We start from the raw sequence: 18,938 nt of genomic DNA on the forward strand, positions 1-18,938 counted from the left end.
CACGTAAGGAGAGCACGAGCACATGAGCTGGACCCTGGGCCTCGATCAGCTGGACGACCTGGCGCGCGGCGCCGCGATCCTCGGCACCGGAGGGGGCGGCGACCCGACCATCGGCCGCCTGCTGGTGCGCGAGGCGATGCGCGAGCACGGCCCGGTGACCGTCCTCGACCCGGACGAGGTCGCCGACGACGCGTTCGTCGTCCCGGTCGCGTGCATGGGCGCGCCCACCGTGATGGTCGAGAAGCTGCCCGGCGGCGACGAGCCCGTGGCCGCGCTGCGCGCTTTGGAGGCGTTCACGGGCTGTAAGGCCGACGCGACGATGCCCATCGAGTGCGGAGGCAGCAACTCCCTCATCCCCCTGATCGTCGCGGCCCGCACGGGGCTGCCGGTCGTCGACGCGGACGGCATGGGCCGCGCCTTCCCCGAGTTGCAGATGGAGACGTTCCACGTCTACGGCATCCCGGCCTCGCCGCTCGCGATGGCCGGCGAACACGGCGAGACCTGCGTGTTCGACACCGGCAAGGACACCAAGCGCCTGGAGGACCTGGCCCGCCGGGTCACGGTCGGGCTCGGCGGCGGCGCCGCGATAGCCGAGTACTCGATGACCGGCGAGCAGCTCAAGCGCACCGCGGTGCCGCGCACGCTGTCCCTCGCGCTGTCGCTCGGCCGAGCGGTCCGTGAGGCGCGCGAGGCACACCGGGACCCGGTGGAGGCGCTCGGCGAGGCGGTGGCCGGCACGATCTACGGTCATCTGCGGGTGCTGTTCCGCGGCAAGGTGACCGATGTGGAGCGGCGTACGGAGGGCGGCTTCGCGCGGGGCCGCGCCACGTTCGCGGCGTTCGAGGGTGACTCGGGCCTCGAACTCCGCTTCCAGAACGAGCACTTGGCGGCGCTCCGCGACGGCGAGCCGATCTGCGTGGTCCCGGACCTGGTGTGCGTCCTGGAGGCGGACACGGGCGAACCGATCACCACGGAGGCGCTCCGCTACGGCCAGCGGGTCACGGTGATCGGCATCGCGGCACCGGCCATCATGCGCACCCCGGAGGCCCTGGCGGTCTTCGGCCCGGCCTGCTTCGGCCTCCCGTACACCTTCCACCCGCTGGAGGACCGGCTGCCCACCTCAAGCCCCTGCGGCGATTGAGCAGCGGGGTCCGGGGCGGAGCCCCGAGGCGCAGGGAGTGGCTCACGCTGCGAGAATCGGCGACGTGCCACAAACGATCACCTCCGCCGACGTCCCCCCACTGGTCACCGGCGTGAACGTCCTCGGCTGCGGCGGAGGCGGCGACGCCGCGGCCTTCGCCTCGATGCTGCGCCGCTCACTGGGCGAGGACGGCACGGTCAGCTGGCACGAGGCCGGATCCCACGACCCCGTCATCGTCCCGGTCGGCGTCGTGGGCGCGGTGAACGTACTGAGCGAGAAGCTGCCGAACGGGCAGGAGTTCCGGGAGGCGGTCGGCGCGGTCGCCCGCTGGTCGGGCGGCCCGGCCCCCGACGCCCTGATGGCCGTGGAGGCGGGCGGCCCCAACGCGCTCACCGTGCTGCTGGCCGCACTCGACCTCGGCCTCCCCGTCATCGACGTCGACCTGATGGGCCGCGCCCTCCCCCGCCTCGACCAGCTCAGCTGGGCGGTGCGCGGCCTCCCGGTCACCCCGTGCGCGCTGGCCGAACCGGGCGGCCAGATCCTGGTGGTGGACCGCACGGACGCGCGCGGCCTGGAACGTACGGTGCGCGGATTCCTCACGGCGGCGGGCGGCTGGGCCGCGCTCGCCCTCGCGCCGGTCCGGCTGAGCGAGGTGCGTGACGCCTGCGTCCACGGCTCCCTCACCAGGGCTCTCGCCCTGGGCCGCGGCCACGCCGAGCTCCCGCACCGCCCGGACAGGGGCGCCGTGGAGGCCGCGCTCGGTGGCAGGGTGCTCGCGGCGGGCCGGATCCGGGAGGTCGCGCGCAGCGAGGGCCCCGGCTTCGGGCGGGGCAGCGTCACGGTCACCGACGCCGCGGCCGGGGCGGTCGTCCGCCTGGAGACCGAGAACGAGATCCTGCTAGCGCTGCGCGACGGCGAGGTCGCCGCGACCGTACCCGACGTCATCTGTCTCCTGGACCGCCGCACCGCGCTGCCCCTCGCCATCGACCAGGTACGTCCCGGCCAGGAGGTCATCGCGGCGACCCTGCCGGGCCCCGAGTTCTGGCGCAGTCCTGACACGGAGCCGTATGTGTCACCCCGCGCCTTCGGCCTGGACTCGGGGGTCGTCGGATTCGAGGCGCAGACCCACCACCACGACCCGGCGGTCACCCGATGAACCGTGGTGTCTCCCTCTCCGCGATGCTCGCCCATCCCACATGGCACGACGTCGCCCTCCTCGCGGGCCCCGAGGACGACCGCATCGTCCAACACCCCGTAGCAGCCCAGGACTTGACGCACCCGCTTCCCGAGGAGCCCGCCGGCAGGCTCCTCGTACTGCTCGGTGGTGCCGACCGTGGTGACTGGCGGCTGGACGCGCTGCTGCGCCGTGCGCACGGCGCGGGTGTCACGGCACTGCTGGTTCCGGGGGCGACGGCGCTGCGCATGTCGTCGACGCTGCTCGCCGAGCGGCTGCGGCTGCCCGTCCTCGGCTCCCCCGACCCGCTCGCCGCGTACCTCGCCCTGGAGCGGATGACCGCCGAACCGGGGCTGCTGCGCGCCGAGTCGGCCCTGCGCACCGCGCAGGTGTGTGCCCGCGCGGAGGAGTCCGTGGACGCGCTGCTCACCGACCTGGGCGCGCTGCTGCACCGCCCGGCCGCCCTGCTCACCGCAGACGCCCGGCACTTGGCGGGCGACCCGGCCACCGTGCCGGCCGCCGAACAGGACACCGTGGCACGGCAGTTGACCGGCCCGCCGCTCCCCCGCCCGCTCGACCTCCCCAGCGGCGCCCGCCTCCTCACCCACCCCGTCGGCACCGAACGCGCCCGCCCCCGCCTCGCCGTGCGCCTGCCCGCCCGGCTCGCCCCAGAGGCCGACGCGGTGGCGGCCGCACTGGAGGTCGCTTCGGGAGCCGTACGGGAACGGCTCGCGCTGCGCCGGCTGGACCTGGAACGCAGCGCCCGCCACCGCACCTCCCTGCTCGGGGAGTTGCTGCGCCCGGCGGGCGGCGAGATCCCGGACGCGGTGCGGCGGCACGCGGTCGAGTTCGGCTGGCGCCTCGACGGCTGGCACACCGGTGTCCGCATCGGCACCGGGCCCGACGTGGATGTGGCGGGCCTGCGCTCAGAGGTCACCGACGCGTTCGCGGCGGAGCGGCTCGGCGCGCAGGTCGTCGAGCAGGGCGACGGCTGGTCCGCCTGGACGAGCACCGACCAGGAACCGTCGACCAGCGACATCGAGCGGCACGCCGCCGCCGTGCGCCGCGTGCAGCGCCGACTGCCCGAGGTGCTGCACGCGCACGTGGGGGTGGGCCGCGCCCATCCGGGTCCCACCGGCATCGCCCGCAGCCTGGGCGAGGCGGCCGACGCGGCGCGCCTGGCGCAGGGCCGGGAGGCGAGCGGCCGCTTCTTCCACGTCGACCGCCTCGGCCTCGCCCAGCTCCTCCTCGCCTGGACCCGCACGGACACCTTTCAGCCCGCGGCCCGTTCCCTGCTGGAACCACTGTCCGGTGAGCCCGGCGATCTGGTGCGCACCCTGACCGCGTACCTCGACGCGGAGTCCTCCACGGCCGAGACCGCCGCGGTCCTCGGTGTGCACCGCAACACGGTCGCGGCGCGGATCGCCCGCGTACAGCAGCTGCTGAGCGTGGACCTCGCGGATCCGGACGAGCGCCTGGCGCTGCATCTGGCGTGCCGGACTGCCATGGACGGATGAGGGGCACGAAGTAGGACACGATCTGTCCTACTTGCTGGCTACTGTGACCGCAGCGAACACCAACCGGGCACTCCCCCGCGAGAGGCGGACACCATGACCAGCAACGAGTCGACCACCAACGCCCCCATCGTCACCGGCGAGCGCGCCGATCTCCTTGCAGCGCTGGCCAAGCAGCGGCACTTCCTGGCCTTCACCACACGGGACCTGACCGACGATCAGGCCCGGCAGCGGACGACGGCGAGCGAGCTGTGTCTCGGCGGTCTGATCAAGCACGTCACCGGAGTGGAGCAGGGATGGGTGCAATTCATGCTCGAAGGCCCGTCCGGCATGCCGGACTTCACGGCCATGACGGAGAAGGACTGGGCCGCCCGCGCGGACGACTTCCGGTTGCTGCCCGACGAGACGCTGGCCGGTGTGCTCGCCGAGTACGAGAAGGCGGCGGCCAGGACCGACGAGCTCGTGACGACGCTGCCCGATCTGGACCGCAGGTGGCCGCTGCCGAAGGCCCCGTGGAACGAGCCCGGTGCGGAGTGGTCCGTGCGCCAGGTACTGATGCACATCGTGGCGGAGACCGCGCAGCACGCGGGTCACGCCGACATCATCCGCGAGTCCCTGGACGGCGCGAAGAGCATGGGCTGACCATGGGCTGAGGACGGTCCTCGGGTGATCCCGCCGGTGTCGCGGGATCAGCCGAGGTCGAGGATCGCCCTCCCGACGACCTCACCGGCACGCAACCGCCGCACCGCCTCGCCCAGTTCACCCATGGCGTACCGCTCGTACGGCAGGGACAGCGCGCCGGAAGCGAGGTCCGGGAGGAGTCGGTCGACGTCGGCTGCGACCTCCGGGCCACGGTGGATCATGTTGACGGGAAGCAGGGCGACGTCCGCGAGGAGGAAGTCCGCGAGGTCGACGGTGAATTCGCGGCCCGCCGTGTAGCCGATGAGCGCGGCGCGGCCGCGGGGGCGGACGAGGGCGAGCGCGTCGCGCAGCACGGCGCCGCCGACGGTGTCGATGAGGACGTCGACCGTGCCGCCCACCGTCTCCCGCGACAGGTCGTCGGCGAGGACCGCCTTCGCGGCGCCGGGCACATGGCCGAGCTTGGAGGCGCGTCCGACGACCCCGATCACCTCGGCCCCGGCCCGCTCCGCGAGCTGCACGGCCATGGCGCCGACCGCGCCGGACGCCCCGGTGACGACGACCCGCTCGCCCGCCTCGATCCGGCCGACGGCGTGCACGGCGGCCCACGCGGTGCCGACCGGCGAGAAGTAGCTGCACGCGAGCGTGGCGTCGATGCCCTCGGGCATGACCTCGACGGCTCCGTCGGGCACGAGGATGTGCTGCGCCCACGCGCCTTCGCGGCTGAGCCCGAGCCCTTCGCCGCGCACCCGTACGAGGGCGCCCTCGGGGTGGACCGTGGAGGCGAGGACGACGCCGCTGCCCTCGGTGCCGGGGGCGGAGGGCAGCTCGGGCAGGATGCCGAACTGCCCGTCGAGCACGTTCAGGTCGAGATGTGCGACGGTCGCCGCCTTCATGCGGACGAGGGTGTGGCCGGGCGCCGGCTCGGGGACGGGCCGTTCCACGAGCCGGGGCAGCACACCGAACTCTTCGAGCAGCAGGGCCCGCGAGACGGGCGCTGCCGCTGAGGCCGGTGCGGGCGCGGGCTCGTTGCTCATGTCCGTACTCCGTACTTCCGTGTGGGGGGAGGTATCGCTCCGGCACCCGGAGGATTGATGATGTCCGCCATGACATCACGTCCGCACACCTCCGCCTCCACCGACCTGATCGCCTCGCTCGCCGAGGGTTCGCTCCGCGTGGTCGATCTCACCGCCCCGCTGTCGTCGGGTACCCCGATCCTTCCGCTGCCCGAGCCGATGCACCCGATACCCCGCTTCGAGCTGGAGCGGCTCAACGACTGGGACGATCCCGGTGAGATCTCCTTCCAGAACCACATCCACACGGGCGAGCACGTGGGCACCCACTTCGATGCCCCGGTGCACTGGTCGTCGGGGCGTGACCTGGAGGACGTGGGCAGTGTGCCGGCGGCGCGGCTCGTGGGGCCCGCCGCGGTCGTGGACAAGTCGGCGGAGTGTGCCAAGGACCCCGACCATCTGCTCGGGCTCGATGAACTGAAGGCGTGGGAGCGTGAGCACGGCGCTCTGCCCGAGGGCGGCTGGCTGGTGTACCGCACCGGCTGGGACGCCCGCTCCGACGACCAGGCAGCCTTCCTCAACGCAGACGACAACGGTCCGCACACGCCGGGCCTCACCGCGGAGTGCGCGCGCTACCTGGCCGAGGAGACCGGCATCGTGGGCATCGGCGTGGAGACCGTGGGCACGGACGCGGGGCAGGCGTTCCGCTTCGAACCGCCTTTCCCCGTGCACCACTTCATGCTCGGCAACGGCAAGTACGGCGTGACACAGCTGCGCAACGTCGGGGAGCTTCCGCCGGTCGGCGCGGTGCTCGTCGTCGCGCCGCTGCGCATCGTCGGCGGCTCCGGCAGCCCCGCGCGGATCCTGGCGCTGACGCCCGCCACGGAAGGCAAGTGAGCATGCTCGTACGGGAAGCCATCGGCCGCGAACTCCACCGGCTCGGTGTGCGCACCGCGTTCGGCGTGGTGGGCAGCGGCAACTTTCATGTGACGGGCGCGCTCGTGGCCGCGGGCGCACGCTTCATCGCGGCGCGGCACGAGGGCGGCGCGGCGGTCATGGCGGACGCCCATGCCCGCACCAGTGGCGAGGTCACCGTCCTGACCGTGCACCAGGGCTGCGGCTACACCAACGCCCTGACCGGTGTGGCCGAGGCCGCGAAGAGCCGTACGCCGCTGCTGGTCGTGACGGCGGAGGCGACCGAGCGGACCTCGAACTTCCACGTCGATCAGCCGGCCATCGCCGAGGGCGTCGGAGCGGTCTCCGCGCGGGTCCGCTCGGCGCGCACGGCGCTGGACGATGTCACCCGCGCGTTCCGGCTGTGCGCCGAGGAGCGCCGCACGGTGGTCCTCAACGTCCCCATCGACGTACAGGACGAGGCGCTGCCCGAGGACGCGGTGGCTCCGAGGCGCCGCCCTGCCCCGGGCCTGCCGCGCCCGGCGGCCGCCGACGCCGAGGACTTCGCGGAGCTGCTGCGCCGCGCCGAGCGCCCGGTGTTCGTGGCCGGTCGCGGGGCCCGGTCCGGTGAGGCGGGCGAGGCGATCGCGGCGCTCGCCGAGCGGGCGGGCGCGCTGCTCGCCACGTCGGCGGTGGCACGCGGGCTGTTCAACGGGCGGCCGGGCGAGGAGTGGTGCCTGGACGTGGCGGGCGGTTTCTCCACACCGCTGGCCGCCGAACTCATCTCGGGCGCCGACCTGATCGTGGGCTGGGGCTGCGCCCTGAACATGTGGACCATGCGGCACGGGCGCCTCATCTCGGACGCCGCCAAGGTGGTCCAGGTGGACGTCGACCGCGACGCCCTCGGCCGCACCCGCGACATCGACCTGGGCCTGTGGGCCGGTGTCACGGAGACGGCGAACGAGGTCACCTCGCTCCTGGCGGGCGGTCCCGCGGCGGGCGGGTACCGCACGCCGGGCGTCGCCAAACGCCTTGCCGCCGAGGGCAGTTGGCCTCATGTCCCGTTCGAGGACGGCACGGGTGACGGTCGCATCGACCCTCGTACGCTCACCCTGGCGCTCAACGGCATGCTCCCGGCCGAGCGCACGGTGGCCGTCGACTCGGGCAACTTCATGGGCTACCCGAGCATGTATCTCGACGTGCCCGACCAGTACGGGCTGTGCTTCACGCAGGCGTTCCAGTCGATCGGTCTCGGCCTGTCGACGGCGATCGGCGCGGCGCTCGCCCGGCCCGAGCGGCTTCCGGTGGCGGCCTGCGGAGACGGCGGATTCCTAATGGGGGTCTCGGAGTTGGAGACGGCCGTGCGTCTCGGCCTGCCGCTCCTGGTGGTGGTCTACAACGACGCCATGTACGGGGCCGAGGTCCACCACTTCGGCCACCCCGGCGAGGCGGCGGACCTGTCCACGGTGACCTTTCCCGACACCGACATCGCGGCGCTCGCCCGCGGCCACGGCTGCGCGGCCCTGACGGTGACGGGGCCGGAGGACCTGTCCCCGCTCGCCGAGTGGCTCGCCGCGCCGGACCGGCCGATGGTGATCGATGCCAAGACGACACGGGACGAGGGCTCTTGGTGGCTACAGGAGGCGTTCGGCCACTGACGCCCGCCCGGTCTCACGGACAGGGCAGCAGCGACCCCCGCCGGAAATCGCATCCGAACATCGGCGGGGGTCACCCACGAGAAAGCACGGCTCCCCTTCACGCGCTTCCTCGTCTGTTCCGTCCAGTGACGCCGCGGGACCGCGGGAGGAAGCCCCGGCAGGCACACTTCAGACGGAGAACCACAGTCGCGTTGTCGGCGATGCGACTGTGGCGTCTTCAGCCAAGTTGCCCAGGGACCAGGGGCGTTGAAGAGGCTAACCCCCCTCGGCAATTCCAAACGTATGGCACATGCCAGAGGCGTTCAAGCCCTTGTCGGCGCCTTCGCGCGATGGCTTCGCGCTTTCATGCGACGGGGTCGGCCGATTTCCGCAGCAGGTCCGTGAGCGCGCGGGCCGCCGCGCTCGGCGGGCGGTCGGCCGGGGCCGCGAGGTAGAGCGACCAGCCCAGGTCCGCGTCCGTCACCGGAAGGACGGTCAGGCCGTGCGCGGTGTCGGCGAGGAAGCGTGGCACCAGGGCGACGCCCAGGCCCGCCCTGACGTAGTCGGCGCTGGTGGCGAGGTCGGTGATCTCGATGGTGACGTGGCGCGGGACGCCCGCCGTGGCGAAGGCGCGGTCGGCGACGGAGCGGTTGCCGTAGCCGACCGGGCAGTCGATGAACCGCAGCCCGGCCAGTTCGCGGATCGTCACGCTGTCGCGCCCGGCGAGCGGATGACCGGCGGGCACCACGAGGTCGAGGGTCGAACCGGCCAGCGGCGTCAGCTCGACCTCGGCGGGGCTCGCCCCGGGCAGGGACACGAGGGCAAGGTCGAGGCGGCGTTCCGCGAGAGCCGTGAGATGCCCCTGGGACCCGGTCGGCGCGACGGTGATCTGCACCTGGATGCCCGGATGACGACGGTGGAACTCGCCCAGAAGCCCCGGGAGGTCGATCAGCCGGATCGACGTGAGGGTGCCCAGGCGCAGGGTGCCGCGCAGTGCGCCGCGCACCTCGGCCACGGCGTCCGCGGCGTCGCGCGCGGCGTCCAGGACGGTCCGGGCGCGCGGCAGCAGCGCCCGCCCCTCGTCGGTCAGCAGCACCCGCTTGGAATTGCGGTCGAGCAGCCGCGCGTCCAGTTCGCGCTCCAGCGTTTTGACGGCAGCGGAAACAGCCGACTGGACGATGTGCAGACGGGCCGCCGCGCGCGTGAAGTTCTGCTCCTCCGCGACGGCGACGAAGTACTCGAGATGACGTAGTTCCACTCGTCGACTATCGCAGCAGCCATCTCTGTTCGCGATCGTCACGAGCGCGAAGATTCGTTGGACGTGATGGCTGCGCGCGCGGAAAGTGGGACGTGCCCGCCCGCCCCTCCTCCAGCCGAACGGACTTCCGCCGCATGGCCACGCCGACGCGCGTCCGCACCTCGCCCCACTCCCCCGCCGGTTCGCGCCGCCATGGCATCGGTTTCTGGATCGTGGCGCTCGCCTTCCTCACGTCGATGGCGTTCTCGACGGTGCCCACGCCGCTGTATCCGCTGTACGAGGAGCGGGACGGCTTCTCGACGTTCATGGTCACCGTCGTCTTCGCGGTGTACGCGGTGGGCGTGGTGGTCAGCCTGCTGCTGGCCGGGCACGTGTCGGACTGGGTGGGGCGCAAGAGGATCCTGCTGCCGGCGCTCGGGCTTGAGTTCGTGGCCGCCCTGTTGTTCCTGTCGAGCCCGGCGCTGCCGGTGCTGCTCGTCGCCCGGTTCGTGAGCGGTCTCGGCATCGGCATGCTCAGTGCGACGGCCACCGCCCATCTGGCCGAGCTGCACGGCGCGCACCGTCCTGCCGCTGCCCCGGGGCGGTTCGAGACGGTGTCGACGGCCGCCAATATCGGCGGGCTCGGCCTCGGTCCGCTGGTCTCCGGGTTCCTCGCGCAGTACGTGACGGCTCCGCTGCGGCTGCCGTATCTCGTGTTCGCCGTCCTCATCGCGGCCGTGGCGGTGGCCTTGTCCCGCGCTCCGGAGACCGTGCGGGAGCTGCCGGTCAGGCCGCGCTACCGGCCGCAGCGGGTGAGCGCCGACCATGGCGACCGGGCCGGGTATGTGGCCGCGGCGGCCGGCGCGTTCGCGGCCTTCGCGGTGTTCGGCCTGTTCTCGTCGATCGCCGCCGGGTTCGTCGCGCGCTCCCTGCACCATCCGTCGCACCTGCTGGCCGGGGCGATCTCGTTCCTGGTGTTCGGGGGCGCGGCCCTCGCCCAGATCCTCACCAACCGCCTCGCGCCGCGGGCGAGGTCGACGCTGGGACTGCTCGCGGAGGGCGCGGGCTTCCTCACGCTCGTCGCCGGGATGCACACCGCCGACCTCGCCACGTTCCTGGTGGGAGGCGCGGTCGCGGGCGTCGGGGCGGGTCTGCTGTTCAAGGCGGCGGTCGGGGCCGTGGTCACGATGGCGGCCCCCGCGCGGCGCGGCGAGGCGCTCGCGGGCCTGTTCCTCGTCGCGTACCTGGGACTGAGCGGTCCCGCTGCCGCCCACGGCCTCGCCACACTGTGGCTCACGGCGACGTCGGCGATGACGTGGTTCGCGGTGGCGCTGTTCGCTCTCCTGGCGACGGTCGCGGTGCTCAATCGCCGTTCGTACGGCGGGCGTTGAGCGACACCACCGCACCACCGGAGCAACGCCACCGCGCAGCGACGCAGATCACAGTGGCCAACCCCTTGACGCCTCCACGTTCAAACCGGTTTAGTCAACGCCGTTCGGCCGTTCAAACCGGTTTGAACGCCCATCCGGAGGCCGCCCTCAAGGAGTTGCGTACGCCATGGCCCGCAAGCCCACCATCGCGGACGTCGCACGCCACGCCGGGGTCTCCCGCGCGACCGTCTCCTTCGCCCTCAACGACCGCCCCGGCATCGCGGAGGACACCAAGGCCCGCGTGCTCGCGGCGGCCGACGACCTCGGGTGGACACCGAGCCGCCAGGCCCGCGCCCTCTCGCTCGGCAAGGCCGGGGCGTTCGGCCTCGTCCTGACCCGCGAACCCGAACAGATCGGGGCAGATCTCTTCTTCCCGGCGTTCATCGCGGGCGTCGAGTCCGTCATCGGGCAGCGCGGCGACGGCCTGATGGTGCACGTGACCACACCCGAGCAGGAGCAGGGCGTGTACGAACGGCTGGCGGCCCAGCGCCAGGTCGACGGCGTACTGCTCACGGACCTCCGGCATGACGACCCGCGCCCCCCGCTGATGCGCCGCCTCGGCCTGCCCGCCGTGGTGGTGGGCCAGCCCGAGTGGGGCGGCGGCCTGCCCACGGTGAGCCTGGACGACGAGCCCGCCTACTCCTCCGCGGTCCGCCGCCTCGCCGACCTCGGCCACCAGCGCATCGCGCACATCGAGGGGCCCCGCGAGTTCCGGCACGCGCACCGGCGCCGCCTCGCCTGGGAGCAGACGCTGCGCGAGCTGGGCCTTCCCGAGGGCCCTGTGCTGCCCGGCGGGTTCAGCGCCGAGGGCGGTGCGCGGGCGACCCGTGAGCTGCTCGCGCTCGACACCCCGCCGACCGCGATCGTCTACGGCAACGACCTGGCCGCGATGGCCGGGCTCTCGGTCGCCCAGGAGCTGGGCGTCCCGGTCCCCGATCGCCTCTCGGTCGTCGGGTACGACGACGCGCCCCTGACCCGCTACAGCTATCCGCCGCTCTCCTCCGCCCGCGCGGACGCCCGCGGTTGGGGCGAGGCCGCGGCCCGCGCCCTGGACGCCGTACTCGCCGGGGACGAGGGCGCGGCGCACGTGGCGCTGCCGCCCGCCGAGTTCATCCCGCGTGCGTCGATCGGCCCCGCCCCGCGCGACTGAATCCGCATCGCAGAGCGACAAAGCAACAAGGCGACAGAGCAACAGACTTCGGCCGCGCCCGCGCGGACCGGGAATTGCGCACGGCGACGAGGCCGCGCGTGAACAGTTCGGAGATCACCATGCTGAGGAGAACGGCGTCCGCGCTGCTCGTGCTCGCGCTCGCGGGTACGGCGACAGCCTGCGGCCGGGCCGCCCCCGACGCGACCGTCGCCGCGGACGCGCGCGGACCGATCACGGTCTGGCTGTCCAACAACGCCCAAGAGGTGCAGTGGGGCAAGCAGATGGTGGCCGCGTGGAACAAGCGCCATCCCGATCAGCACGTCACCGCCCAGCAGATCCCTGCGGGCAAGACGTCCGAGGAGGCGATCAGCGCCTCGATCATCGCGGGCACGACGGCCTGTCTGGCCTTCAACACCTCGCCCGCCGCGGTGCCGACCTTCCAGAAGCAGAACGGGCTCGTGCCGCTCGACGACTTCCCCGGCGGCACGTCGTACGTCACCGAGCGCAGCGGCGACCTCGCCGACCAGTACAAGTCGCCGGACGGGAAGTTCTACCAGCTGCCCTGGAAGAGCAACCCGGTGATGATCCTCTACAACAAGAAGCTGTTCAAGAAAGCCGGTCTCGATCCGGAGCACCCGAGGCTCGCCACGTACAAGGAGTTCCTGAAGACCTCCCGGACGCTGGTGCACAGCGGCGCCGCGAAGGCCGCCATCTGGCCGTCGCCGTCCAGTGACTTCTTCCAGCCCTGGTACGACTTCTATCCCGCGTTCGCCGCGCAGAGCGGCGGCAAGCAGCTGATCGAGGACGGCAAGCCGCAGTTCGACTCTGCCGCGGGACGCCAAGTCGCCTCTTTCTGGCGGTCGTTGTACGCCGAGAAGCTGGCGCCGCAGGAGGCGTACCCGGGCGACGCGCTGAACGACGGGAAGTCCGCGATGGCCACCGTCGGGCCGTGGGCCGTCTCCGCGTACAAGAACAGCGTGGACATCGGTGTCGCGCCGGTGCCGACGGCCGACGGCGGCGCCGGCAAGCACTCGTTCAGCGACGAGAAGTCGGTGGCGATGTTCAGCGCCTGCGAGAACCGGGCCACGGCCTGGGACCTGCTGAAGTTCGCGACGTCGGGCGCGCAGGACGGCAGGTTCCTGGAGACGACCGGCCAGATGCCGATGCGCGAGGGCCTGACCAAGCGCTATGCGGACTACTTCGCCGAGCACCCCACGTACGAGGCCTTCGCCGACCAGGCGGAGCGCGTCGTCGAGGTGCCGAACGTGCCGGGTTCGGTCGACATCTGGCAGGCCTTCCGCGACGAGTGGACGAAGTCCGTCATCTTCGGCCGCGAGTCCACGCGTGCGGGCCTGCGTAACGCCTCGTCCGAGATCACCGACCTGCTGAACGAGTACGGGGACCAGTCATGAGCGCGACTCTCCACTCCCGCGATCACTCCCGCTTCCGCTCGCGTGTCGGCGCGCTGTTCGTGTCGCCGTACGTGCTGTTCCTGCTCGTGGTCTTCGCGATCCCGCTGGTCTACACGGTGTGGATGTCCTTCCATCGCTTCTACTTCACGGCTCCCGGCACGGATGTCGACGCGCCGTGGGTGGGCCTGTCGAACTACAAGGACGTGTTCACCGACCCGGTGGTCGGCCAGGCGTTCCTGAACATCCTGATCTTCCTGGTCATCAACGTGCCGCTGACCGTGGGCCTCTCGCTGGTCCTCGCCGCCGCGCTGAACGCGAAGATACGCGGGCGGGCGTTCTTCCGCGCCGCGTTCTACCTCCCGTACGTGACCGCGAGCGTCGCGCTCGTCGCCGTGTGGCAGTTCCTCTTCGGCCAGGACGGTTTCGTCAACCATCTGCTCGGCTCGCACGCCCCGGATCCGTCGTGGCTGGTCAACTCGCATCTCGCGATGCCGATGATCGCCGTCTTCGTGACCTGGAAGCAGCTCGGCTTCTTCGTGATGCTGTACCTGGCATCGCTGCAGAACGTCGGCAAGGAGCTGTACGAGGCGTCCGCCATGGACGGCGCGGGCAAGGTGCGGCAGTTCTTCTCGGTGACCGTGCCGGGCGTGCGTCCCGCGACGACCCTGGTCGTCATCTACGCGATCATCACCGGCGCCAACATGTTCAGCGAGCCCTACCTGCTGACCGGGGGCGGCGGCCCGGACCACGCGTCCACGTCGCCGGTGCTGCTCATGTACCAGAAGGGCATCGAGCAGGGGCACCCCGATGTCGCGGCCGCGCTCGGCGTCGTCCTCATCGCCTTCGTCATGGTCGTGTCGCTCGCCGCCCGCAAGCTCACCGAGAGGGGCAACTGACATGAGAGTCACCAGTGGCAAGGCCCTGCGCTACGTACTGCTGTCGCTCGGCGCGGTCGTCTTCCTCTTCCCCTTCTACTACATGGTCGTGGGCTCCCTGCGGAAGGTCACGGCCGGCGATCTGTCGGCGGCCGTCCCCTCCGGCCTTACCGGCGCCAACTACGCGGCCATCAACAGCACGATCTCGCTGGCCCGTTCACTGCTGAACTCCGGGATCATGACGATCGGCGTCCTGGTCTGCACCCTCGTCTTCGGTGTGCTCGCCGGATACGCGCTCGCGGTGCTGAAGTTCCGCGGCAAGGGCGCCGTGTTCGGCGCGCTGCTCCTGGTGCAGATGATCCCGTTCCAGCTGCTGACGCTGCCGCTGTACGTCCTCGTGGTCCGCGACTACGGGCTCGGCGACAACTACTTCGGCATGATCCTGCCGTTCGCGATCAACTCGACAGCCGTCTTCCTGTTCCGGCAGTTCTTCTCGCAGATGCCGCAGTCCCTCTTCGAGGCGGCGCGCATCGACGGTGCGAGCGAGCTGCGGATCCTGTGGCGGATCGCGCTGCCGATGGCCAAGCCGGCCATCCTGACCGCGCTGCTCCTCACGTTCATCGGGCCGTGGAACGAGTTCCTGTGGCCGTTCCTCGTCACCAAGAACGCCGACATGCAGCCCCTCGCGGTCTCGCTGGCGAGCTTCCTGTCCAACCTTCAGGGCACGGTCGCCAACCCGGCCGGCGCCCTGCTGGCCGGCGCGTGTGTGCTGGCCGTCCCCGCGGTGGTCCTGTTCCTCGTGTTCCAGCGCCACTTCACCTCCACCGACATCGACTCCGCAACCAAGGGCTGAATCAGCACATGAGCAACACCGACAACTCCACGGCCATCCCGTACCGCATGGTGCGCAAGGGCGTCGTCATGTCCCCCCTGGCCGGCGAGGCGAACGAGGTCGAGGGCGTCCTCAACCCGGCCGCGGGCCGCACCCCCGACGGCACGCTGCACCTGCTGCCCCGCCTGGTCGCGGAGGGCAACGTCTCCCGTGTCGGCCTCGCCGAGGTCACCTTCGACGAGTCGGGTGTCCCGAACGGCGTCGAGCGCCGCGGCGTCGTCCTGGCCCCCGACGAGGGCTGGGAGCGCGGCAAGAACAACGCCGGCGTCGAGGACCCCCGCATCACCTGGGTCCCCTCGCTCGGCCAGCACGTCATGTCCTACGTCGCCTACGGCCCGCTCGGCCCGAAGCCGGCGCTCGCCGTGTCCGAGAACCTCACCGACTGGACGCGCCTCGGCCCCATCCAGTTCGCGTACCAGGCCGACCTGGACACCGACCTCAACCTCTTCCCGAACAAGGACGTCGTCCACTTCCCCGAGCCGGTCCCGGCCCCCGACGGCACGATGTCGTACGCGATGCTGCACCGCCCGATGTGGGACCTCGGCTGGTTCCGGGAGGGCGAGGGCGTGCACCTGCCGGCCGGTGTCACCGACGAGCGGCCCGGCATCTGGATCTCGTACGTGCCGGTCGCCGAGGTCGAGGCCGACATCCGCGCCCTCGTCCGCCCACGTCAGCACACGCTGGTCGCGCTCTCCGAGTACGAGTGGGAGTCGCTGAAGATCGGCGGCGGTCCGGCCCCGATCCGGGTGCCCGAGGGCTGGCTGCTCATCCACCATGGTGTCTCCGGCTCCATCGAGGACCCGTGGGCGCAGAACCAGAAGGTGTCGTACGCGGCGGGCGCGATGATCCTCGACCCGGCCGACCCGTCGAAGATCCTCGCCCGCTCGGACGTCCCGCTGATGGCGCCGGAGACCGAGGAAGAGGTGTCCGGCACGGTGCCGAACGTCGTCTTCCCGACGGCGATCGAGGAGATCGACGGCGAGCTGTACGTCTTCTACGGCATGGCCGACGCGCACATCGGCGTGGCCCTCCTGGAGCGCACCGCATGACCGCCGGCGCCCCGCTCGGTATCGGCATGGTCGGCTGCGGCGGCTTCGCCGGGTTCGTGCTCGACGCGATCGCCGGGCTGCCCGGCCTACGTCTCGCGGCGGTCGCCGACCCCTCGCGTGAGCGGGCCGCCGCGCTCGCCGAGCGGCACGGCGTTCCGGCGCTGGGCTCGCTCGACGAACTCCTGGAACGGGAGGACGTGGCGGCCGTGCTGATCGCGACGCCGCCTGCCACCCATGCCGCGATGGCCACCAAGGCACTGCGCGCGGGGCGCCATGTCTTCTGCGAGAAGCCGCTCGCCACCACGACCGAGGACGCGGCGGCCGTCGCCGACGAGGCGCGCCGCGCCGGTCGCGTCCTGGTCGTGGACCACGTGCTGCGCTACAACCCGCTGCTGCGGGCGGTCCAGCGGCTCACCGAGCGGGAGCTGCTCTCGCCCGTCCGCCGGTTCCTGTTCGAGAACGACGCCGCCGACGAGGACCTCGGCCCCGGCCACTGGTTCTGGGACCCGGCGCACTCCGGTGGCATCTTCGTCGAGCACGGCGTGCACTTCTTCGACGCGGCGCGGATGCTGCTCGGCTCGGACCCGGTGAGCGTGCGGGCCACGGCGGTGGCGCGGCCCGGTGGGCCGGTCGACATGGTGAGCGCGGATGTCGTGCACCCCGGCGGCGTCCTCGCCTCCCACCTGCACTCCTTCACCCACGCGCACCGCGCGGAGCGCCAACTCATGCGCCTGGACCACGGGTTCCAGGAGACGCGGATCACCGGCTGGATCCCGGCGTACGCGGAGATCTCGGCGTGGACCGACGAGGCCGGCGCCCGCCACTGGGAGCAACTGCCGCTCCAGATCGGCCCGTTGCTCGCGGTCGACGGATTCCGGCCGCACGGCGACGAGCGGTTCACGGTCCACGTCGAACGAGACGCGGGACCTGCCGCGCCCGCCCGCGGGCGCGGCGAGCGGCGCTCCGCCCCGCACCACGTGCGGGCCGTCATCGACCTCGGCGGCGAGGCCCGCAAGCCGTATGTGTACGCGCAGAGCGTGCGCGCCGCGATGGCCGACCTCGTACGGGCGGTGCGCGAAGGCACCGCGCCGGCGGCGGACGCCCTCAGCGGCTTCGGCGCGGTGGCGGTCGCCGAGGCCGCCACTCTCGCCGCGGCGACGGGCCGCGAACAGCCGGTCATCCCCACGTTCCCGTGGGCTTCGGAAGGGTCCTTCGCATGAGCTGGTGGCAGGACATGGTCTGCTACGAGGTGTACCCGCGGGCCTTCGCCGACTCGAACGGCGACGGCGTCGGGGACCTTCCCGGGCTGACCGAATGCCTCGAACACATCAAGGACCTGGGTGCGGACGCGGTGTGGTGCACGCCGTTCTATCCCTCGCCGCTGGCCGACGGCGGCTATGACATCGCCGACTACACGGGCGTCGCCCCGGACCTGGGGACGACCGCCGACGTCGACGCGCTCACCGCGCGCGCCCACGAGCTGGGCCTGAAGTTCATCGTCGACCTCGTCCCGAACCACACCTCCGACCGGCACCCGTGGTTCCTGGAGGCGCTGGCCGCCGGACCCGGTTCGGCAGAGCGGGAGATGTATCTGTTCCGGCCGGGCCGGGGCGCGGACGGTGAACTGCCGCCCAACGACTGGCAGTCGGCGTTCGGCGGGCCCGCCTGGACGCGGGTCGCGGACGGCGAGTGGTACTGCCACCTGCACGCCGCCGAGCAGCCCGACCTCGACTGGCGCAGCCCGAAGGTGCGCGACGCCTTCGCCGACGTGCTGCGGCACTGGCTGGACCGGGGTGTGGACGGCTTCCGCGTGGACGTGGCACACGCCCTGTTCAAGGCGGAAGGCCTGCCCGACGCGGGCCCCGGGCAGCACACCGACCCCCTGCGCAACCACCTCATGCCCTATTACGACCAGGAGGAGCTGCACCCGCTCTACCGCGAGTGGCGCACCCTGCTCGACACGCACCCCGCGCCGCCGGGCGCTGTGGAGCCCGAGGACCGGGTGATGGTCGCTGAGTCGGCGGTCTTCGAACCGGGCCGGCTCGGCCGATACATCCGCCCGGACGAGATGCACCAGGCCTTCAACTTCGCCTTTCTGGAGGCCTCGTGGGACGCGAAGGAACTGCGCGAGGTGATCGACGGTTCGTTCGCGGTGCCCGGTTCCGCGGTGACCTGGCTGCTCTCCAGCCATGACGCGCCCCGGCCCGTCACCCGGCACGGCTCCCTGGCGCGCGCCCGTGCGGCGGCGCTGCTGATGCTGGCGCTGCCCGGGTCCGCGTACCTCTACCAGGGCGAGGAACTGGGCCTGCCGCAGGCGTTCGTGCCCGACGACCGCATCCTCGACCCGCTGTGGGAACGCTCCGGGCACACCGAGCGGGGCCGCGACGGCGCGCGCGTGCCGCTGCCGTGGTCCGGCACGGCGGCGCCGTACGGGTTCAGCGGCGGGGCGCCCGAGGCCACCTGGCTGCCCCAGCCCGACGACTGGGCGCCGCTCACGGTGGCCGCGCAGCAGGCGGACCCGGACTCGACGCTCGCGCTGTACCGGCGGGCGCTGCGGCTGCGCCGAACCCACCCGGCCCCCGATCCCGCGGCGCCCCCGCAGTGGCTCTCCGCGCCCGGAGCGTCCCATCTCGCCTTCCGTCGCGGGAACTTGGTGTGCGTGGTGAACCTGTCCGAACACCCGCTCCCCCTGTCGAGCCTCGGCCTCACCGGCCCGCCGCTCCTCGCGAGCGGCCCTCTCACGGCGGACGCCCTGCCGCAGGACACGGCGGCGTGGCTGGTGTCCCCGGCCTGAAGGAAACCGCCCGCCGAACCCGCCGCGTAGCGGCATGTGCCAGCAGCGAAGTCCGCCCCACCACAGCAGCCATGGCCAGACCTTCAC

General features: G+C 72.3%; 16 protein-coding genes. 14 read left to right on the forward strand and 2 right to left on the reverse strand.

What is annotated here, in order from left to right; all coding sequences use genetic code 11:
* The first annotated feature begins 22 nt into the window (after positions 1-22).
* The 4 genes from ACFYWS_RS00555 (at position 23) to ACFYWS_RS00570 (ending at position 4,471) form a co-directional block, all read left to right on the forward strand.
* The gene (locus ACFYWS_RS00555; RefSeq protein WP_389267936.1) at positions 23-1,141 is read left to right on the forward strand and encodes a DUF917 domain-containing protein; all 1,119 of its coding nucleotides are present in this window, start codon (positions 23-25) and stop codon (positions 1,139-1,141) included.
* Between the two features lie 64 nt (positions 1,142-1,205).
* Positions 1,206-2,297, forward strand: a complete 1,092-nt coding sequence (locus ACFYWS_RS00560) for a DUF917 domain-containing protein (RefSeq protein ID WP_389267938.1) — start codon at positions 1,206-1,208, stop codon at positions 2,295-2,297.
* Positions 2,294-3,832, forward strand: coding sequence for a PucR family transcriptional regulator (locus ACFYWS_RS00565; protein ID WP_389267940.1), 1,539 nt, complete (start codon positions 2,294-2,296; stop codon positions 3,830-3,832). The genes ACFYWS_RS00560 and ACFYWS_RS00565 overlap by 4 nt, the downstream gene beginning before the upstream one ends.
* Positions 3,833-3,925: 93 nt before the next feature.
* Positions 3,926-4,471 (forward strand): DinB family protein, encoded by a 546-nt coding sequence (locus ACFYWS_RS00570; protein WP_389267942.1) that lies wholly within the window; start codon positions 3,926-3,928, stop codon positions 4,469-4,471.
* A 47-nt stretch (positions 4,472-4,518) separates the two neighbouring features.
* On the opposite strand, the gene ACFYWS_RS00575 is transcribed toward ACFYWS_RS00570, so the two are convergent.
* Positions 4,519-5,505, reverse strand: a complete 987-nt coding sequence (locus ACFYWS_RS00575) for a zinc-binding alcohol dehydrogenase family protein (RefSeq protein ID WP_389267943.1) — start codon at positions 5,503-5,505, stop codon at positions 4,519-4,521.
* A 69-nt stretch (positions 5,506-5,574) separates the two neighbouring features.
* Here ACFYWS_RS00575 and ACFYWS_RS00580 point away from each other — a divergent pair, with 69 nt between their 5' ends.
* Complete coding sequence (locus ACFYWS_RS00580) at positions 5,575-6,378, forward strand: cyclase family protein (protein WP_389267945.1); 804 nt, start codon at positions 5,575-5,577, stop codon at positions 6,376-6,378.
* 2 nt (positions 6,379-6,380) lie between these two features.
* The gene (locus tag ACFYWS_RS00585; protein WP_389267947.1) at positions 6,381-8,033 is read left to right on the forward strand and encodes a thiamine pyrophosphate-binding protein; all 1,653 of its coding nucleotides are present in this window, start codon (positions 6,381-6,383) and stop codon (positions 8,031-8,033) included.
* Between the two features lie 343 nt (positions 8,034-8,376).
* Here ACFYWS_RS00585 and ACFYWS_RS00590 read toward each other — a convergent pair whose 3' ends face one another.
* A complete protein-coding gene (locus ACFYWS_RS00590; protein WP_389267949.1) occupies positions 8,377-9,270 on the reverse strand; it encodes a LysR family transcriptional regulator in 894 nt (297 codons plus the stop codon).
* A gap of 134 nt (positions 9,271-9,404) precedes the next feature.
* Between ACFYWS_RS00590 and ACFYWS_RS00595 the strand changes: the two genes are divergently transcribed.
* The 8 genes from ACFYWS_RS00595 to ACFYWS_RS00630 all read left to right on the forward strand — a co-directional run bounded on the left by ACFYWS_RS00595 (position 9,405) and on the right by ACFYWS_RS00630 (position 18,851).
* Positions 9,405-10,640: an MFS transporter gene (locus ACFYWS_RS00595; protein WP_389267951.1), complete on the forward strand. Its 1,236-nt coding sequence runs from the start codon at positions 9,405-9,407 to the stop codon at positions 10,638-10,640.
* 166 nt (positions 10,641-10,806) lie between these two features.
* A complete protein-coding gene (locus ACFYWS_RS00600; protein WP_389267953.1) occupies positions 10,807-11,829 on the forward strand; it encodes a LacI family DNA-binding transcriptional regulator in 1,023 nt (340 codons plus the stop codon).
* A 119-nt stretch (positions 11,830-11,948) separates the two neighbouring features.
* Positions 11,949-13,241, forward strand: coding sequence for an extracellular solute-binding protein (locus tag ACFYWS_RS00605; protein WP_389267955.1), 1,293 nt, complete (start codon positions 11,949-11,951; stop codon positions 13,239-13,241).
* Positions 13,238-14,137 (forward strand): carbohydrate ABC transporter permease, encoded by a 900-nt coding sequence (locus tag ACFYWS_RS00610; RefSeq protein ID WP_389267957.1) that lies wholly within the window; start codon positions 13,238-13,240, stop codon positions 14,135-14,137. Before ACFYWS_RS00605 ends, ACFYWS_RS00610 begins: the two co-directional genes overlap by 4 nt.
* Before the next feature lies 1 nt (position 14,138).
* Positions 14,139-14,969 carry a carbohydrate ABC transporter permease gene (locus ACFYWS_RS00615; RefSeq protein ID WP_389267959.1) on the forward strand — a complete coding sequence of 277 codons (831 nt, stop codon included), beginning with the start codon at positions 14,139-14,141 and terminating at the stop codon, positions 14,967-14,969.
* Positions 14,970-14,977: 8 nt separating this feature from the next.
* Positions 14,978-16,057: a glycosidase gene (locus tag ACFYWS_RS00620; RefSeq protein ID WP_389267961.1), complete on the forward strand. Its 1,080-nt coding sequence runs from the start codon at positions 14,978-14,980 to the stop codon at positions 16,055-16,057.
* Positions 16,054-17,277 (forward strand): Gfo/Idh/MocA family protein, encoded by a 1,224-nt coding sequence (locus ACFYWS_RS00625; protein ID WP_389267963.1) that lies wholly within the window; start codon positions 16,054-16,056, stop codon positions 17,275-17,277. Before ACFYWS_RS00620 ends, ACFYWS_RS00625 begins: the two co-directional genes overlap by 4 nt.
* Positions 17,274-18,851, forward strand: coding sequence for a glycoside hydrolase family 13 protein (locus ACFYWS_RS00630; RefSeq protein ID WP_389267965.1), 1,578 nt, complete (start codon positions 17,274-17,276; stop codon positions 18,849-18,851). The genes ACFYWS_RS00625 and ACFYWS_RS00630 overlap by 4 nt, the downstream gene beginning before the upstream one ends.
* The last annotated feature ends 87 nt before the right edge of the window (positions 18,852-18,938 follow it).

It is taken from the genome of Streptomyces sp. NPDC002795 (genome assembly GCF_042888725.1).
Lineage (GTDB): Bacteria > Actinomycetota > Actinomycetes > Streptomycetales > Streptomycetaceae > Streptomyces.

Excerpts from the sequence above, each read along its gene's own strand:
- ACFYWS_RS00610 (WP_389267957.1), top strand. The coding sequence starts at position 13,238 with ATGAGCGCGACTCTCCACTCCCGCGATCACTCCCGCTTCCGCTCGCGT.
- ACFYWS_RS00625 (WP_389267963.1), top strand. The coding sequence starts at position 16,054 with ATGACCGCCGGCGCCCCGCTCGGTATCGGCATGGTCGGCTGCGGCGGC.
- ACFYWS_RS00575 (WP_389267943.1), bottom strand. The coding sequence starts at position 5,505 with ATGAGCAACGAGCCCGCGCCCGCACCGGCCTCAGCGGCAGCGCCCGTC.
- ACFYWS_RS00630 (WP_389267965.1), top strand. The coding sequence starts at position 17,274 with ATGAGCTGGTGGCAGGACATGGTCTGCTACGAGGTGTACCCGCGGGCC.
- ACFYWS_RS00555 (WP_389267936.1), top strand. The coding sequence starts at position 23 with ATGAGCTGGACCCTGGGCCTCGATCAGCTGGACGACCTGGCGCGCGGC.
- ACFYWS_RS00595 (WP_389267951.1), top strand. The coding sequence starts at position 9,405 with ATGGCCACGCCGACGCGCGTCCGCACCTCGCCCCACTCCCCCGCCGGT.
- ACFYWS_RS00615 (WP_389267959.1), top strand. The coding sequence starts at position 14,139 with ATGAGAGTCACCAGTGGCAAGGCCCTGCGCTACGTACTGCTGTCGCTC.
- ACFYWS_RS00570 (WP_389267942.1), top strand. The coding sequence starts at position 3,926 with ATGACCAGCAACGAGTCGACCACCAACGCCCCCATCGTCACCGGCGAG.
- ACFYWS_RS00600 (WP_389267953.1), top strand. The coding sequence starts at position 10,807 with ATGGCCCGCAAGCCCACCATCGCGGACGTCGCACGCCACGCCGGGGTC.
- ACFYWS_RS00620 (WP_389267961.1), top strand. The coding sequence starts at position 14,978 with ATGAGCAACACCGACAACTCCACGGCCATCCCGTACCGCATGGTGCGC.
- ACFYWS_RS00605 (WP_389267955.1), top strand. The coding sequence starts at position 11,949 with ATGCTGAGGAGAACGGCGTCCGCGCTGCTCGTGCTCGCGCTCGCGGGT.
- ACFYWS_RS00585 (WP_389267947.1), top strand. The coding sequence starts at position 6,381 with ATGCTCGTACGGGAAGCCATCGGCCGCGAACTCCACCGGCTCGGTGTG.
- ACFYWS_RS00565 (WP_389267940.1), top strand. The coding sequence starts at position 2,294 with ATGAACCGTGGTGTCTCCCTCTCCGCGATGCTCGCCCATCCCACATGG.
- ACFYWS_RS00580 (WP_389267945.1), top strand. The coding sequence starts at position 5,575 with ATGACATCACGTCCGCACACCTCCGCCTCCACCGACCTGATCGCCTCG.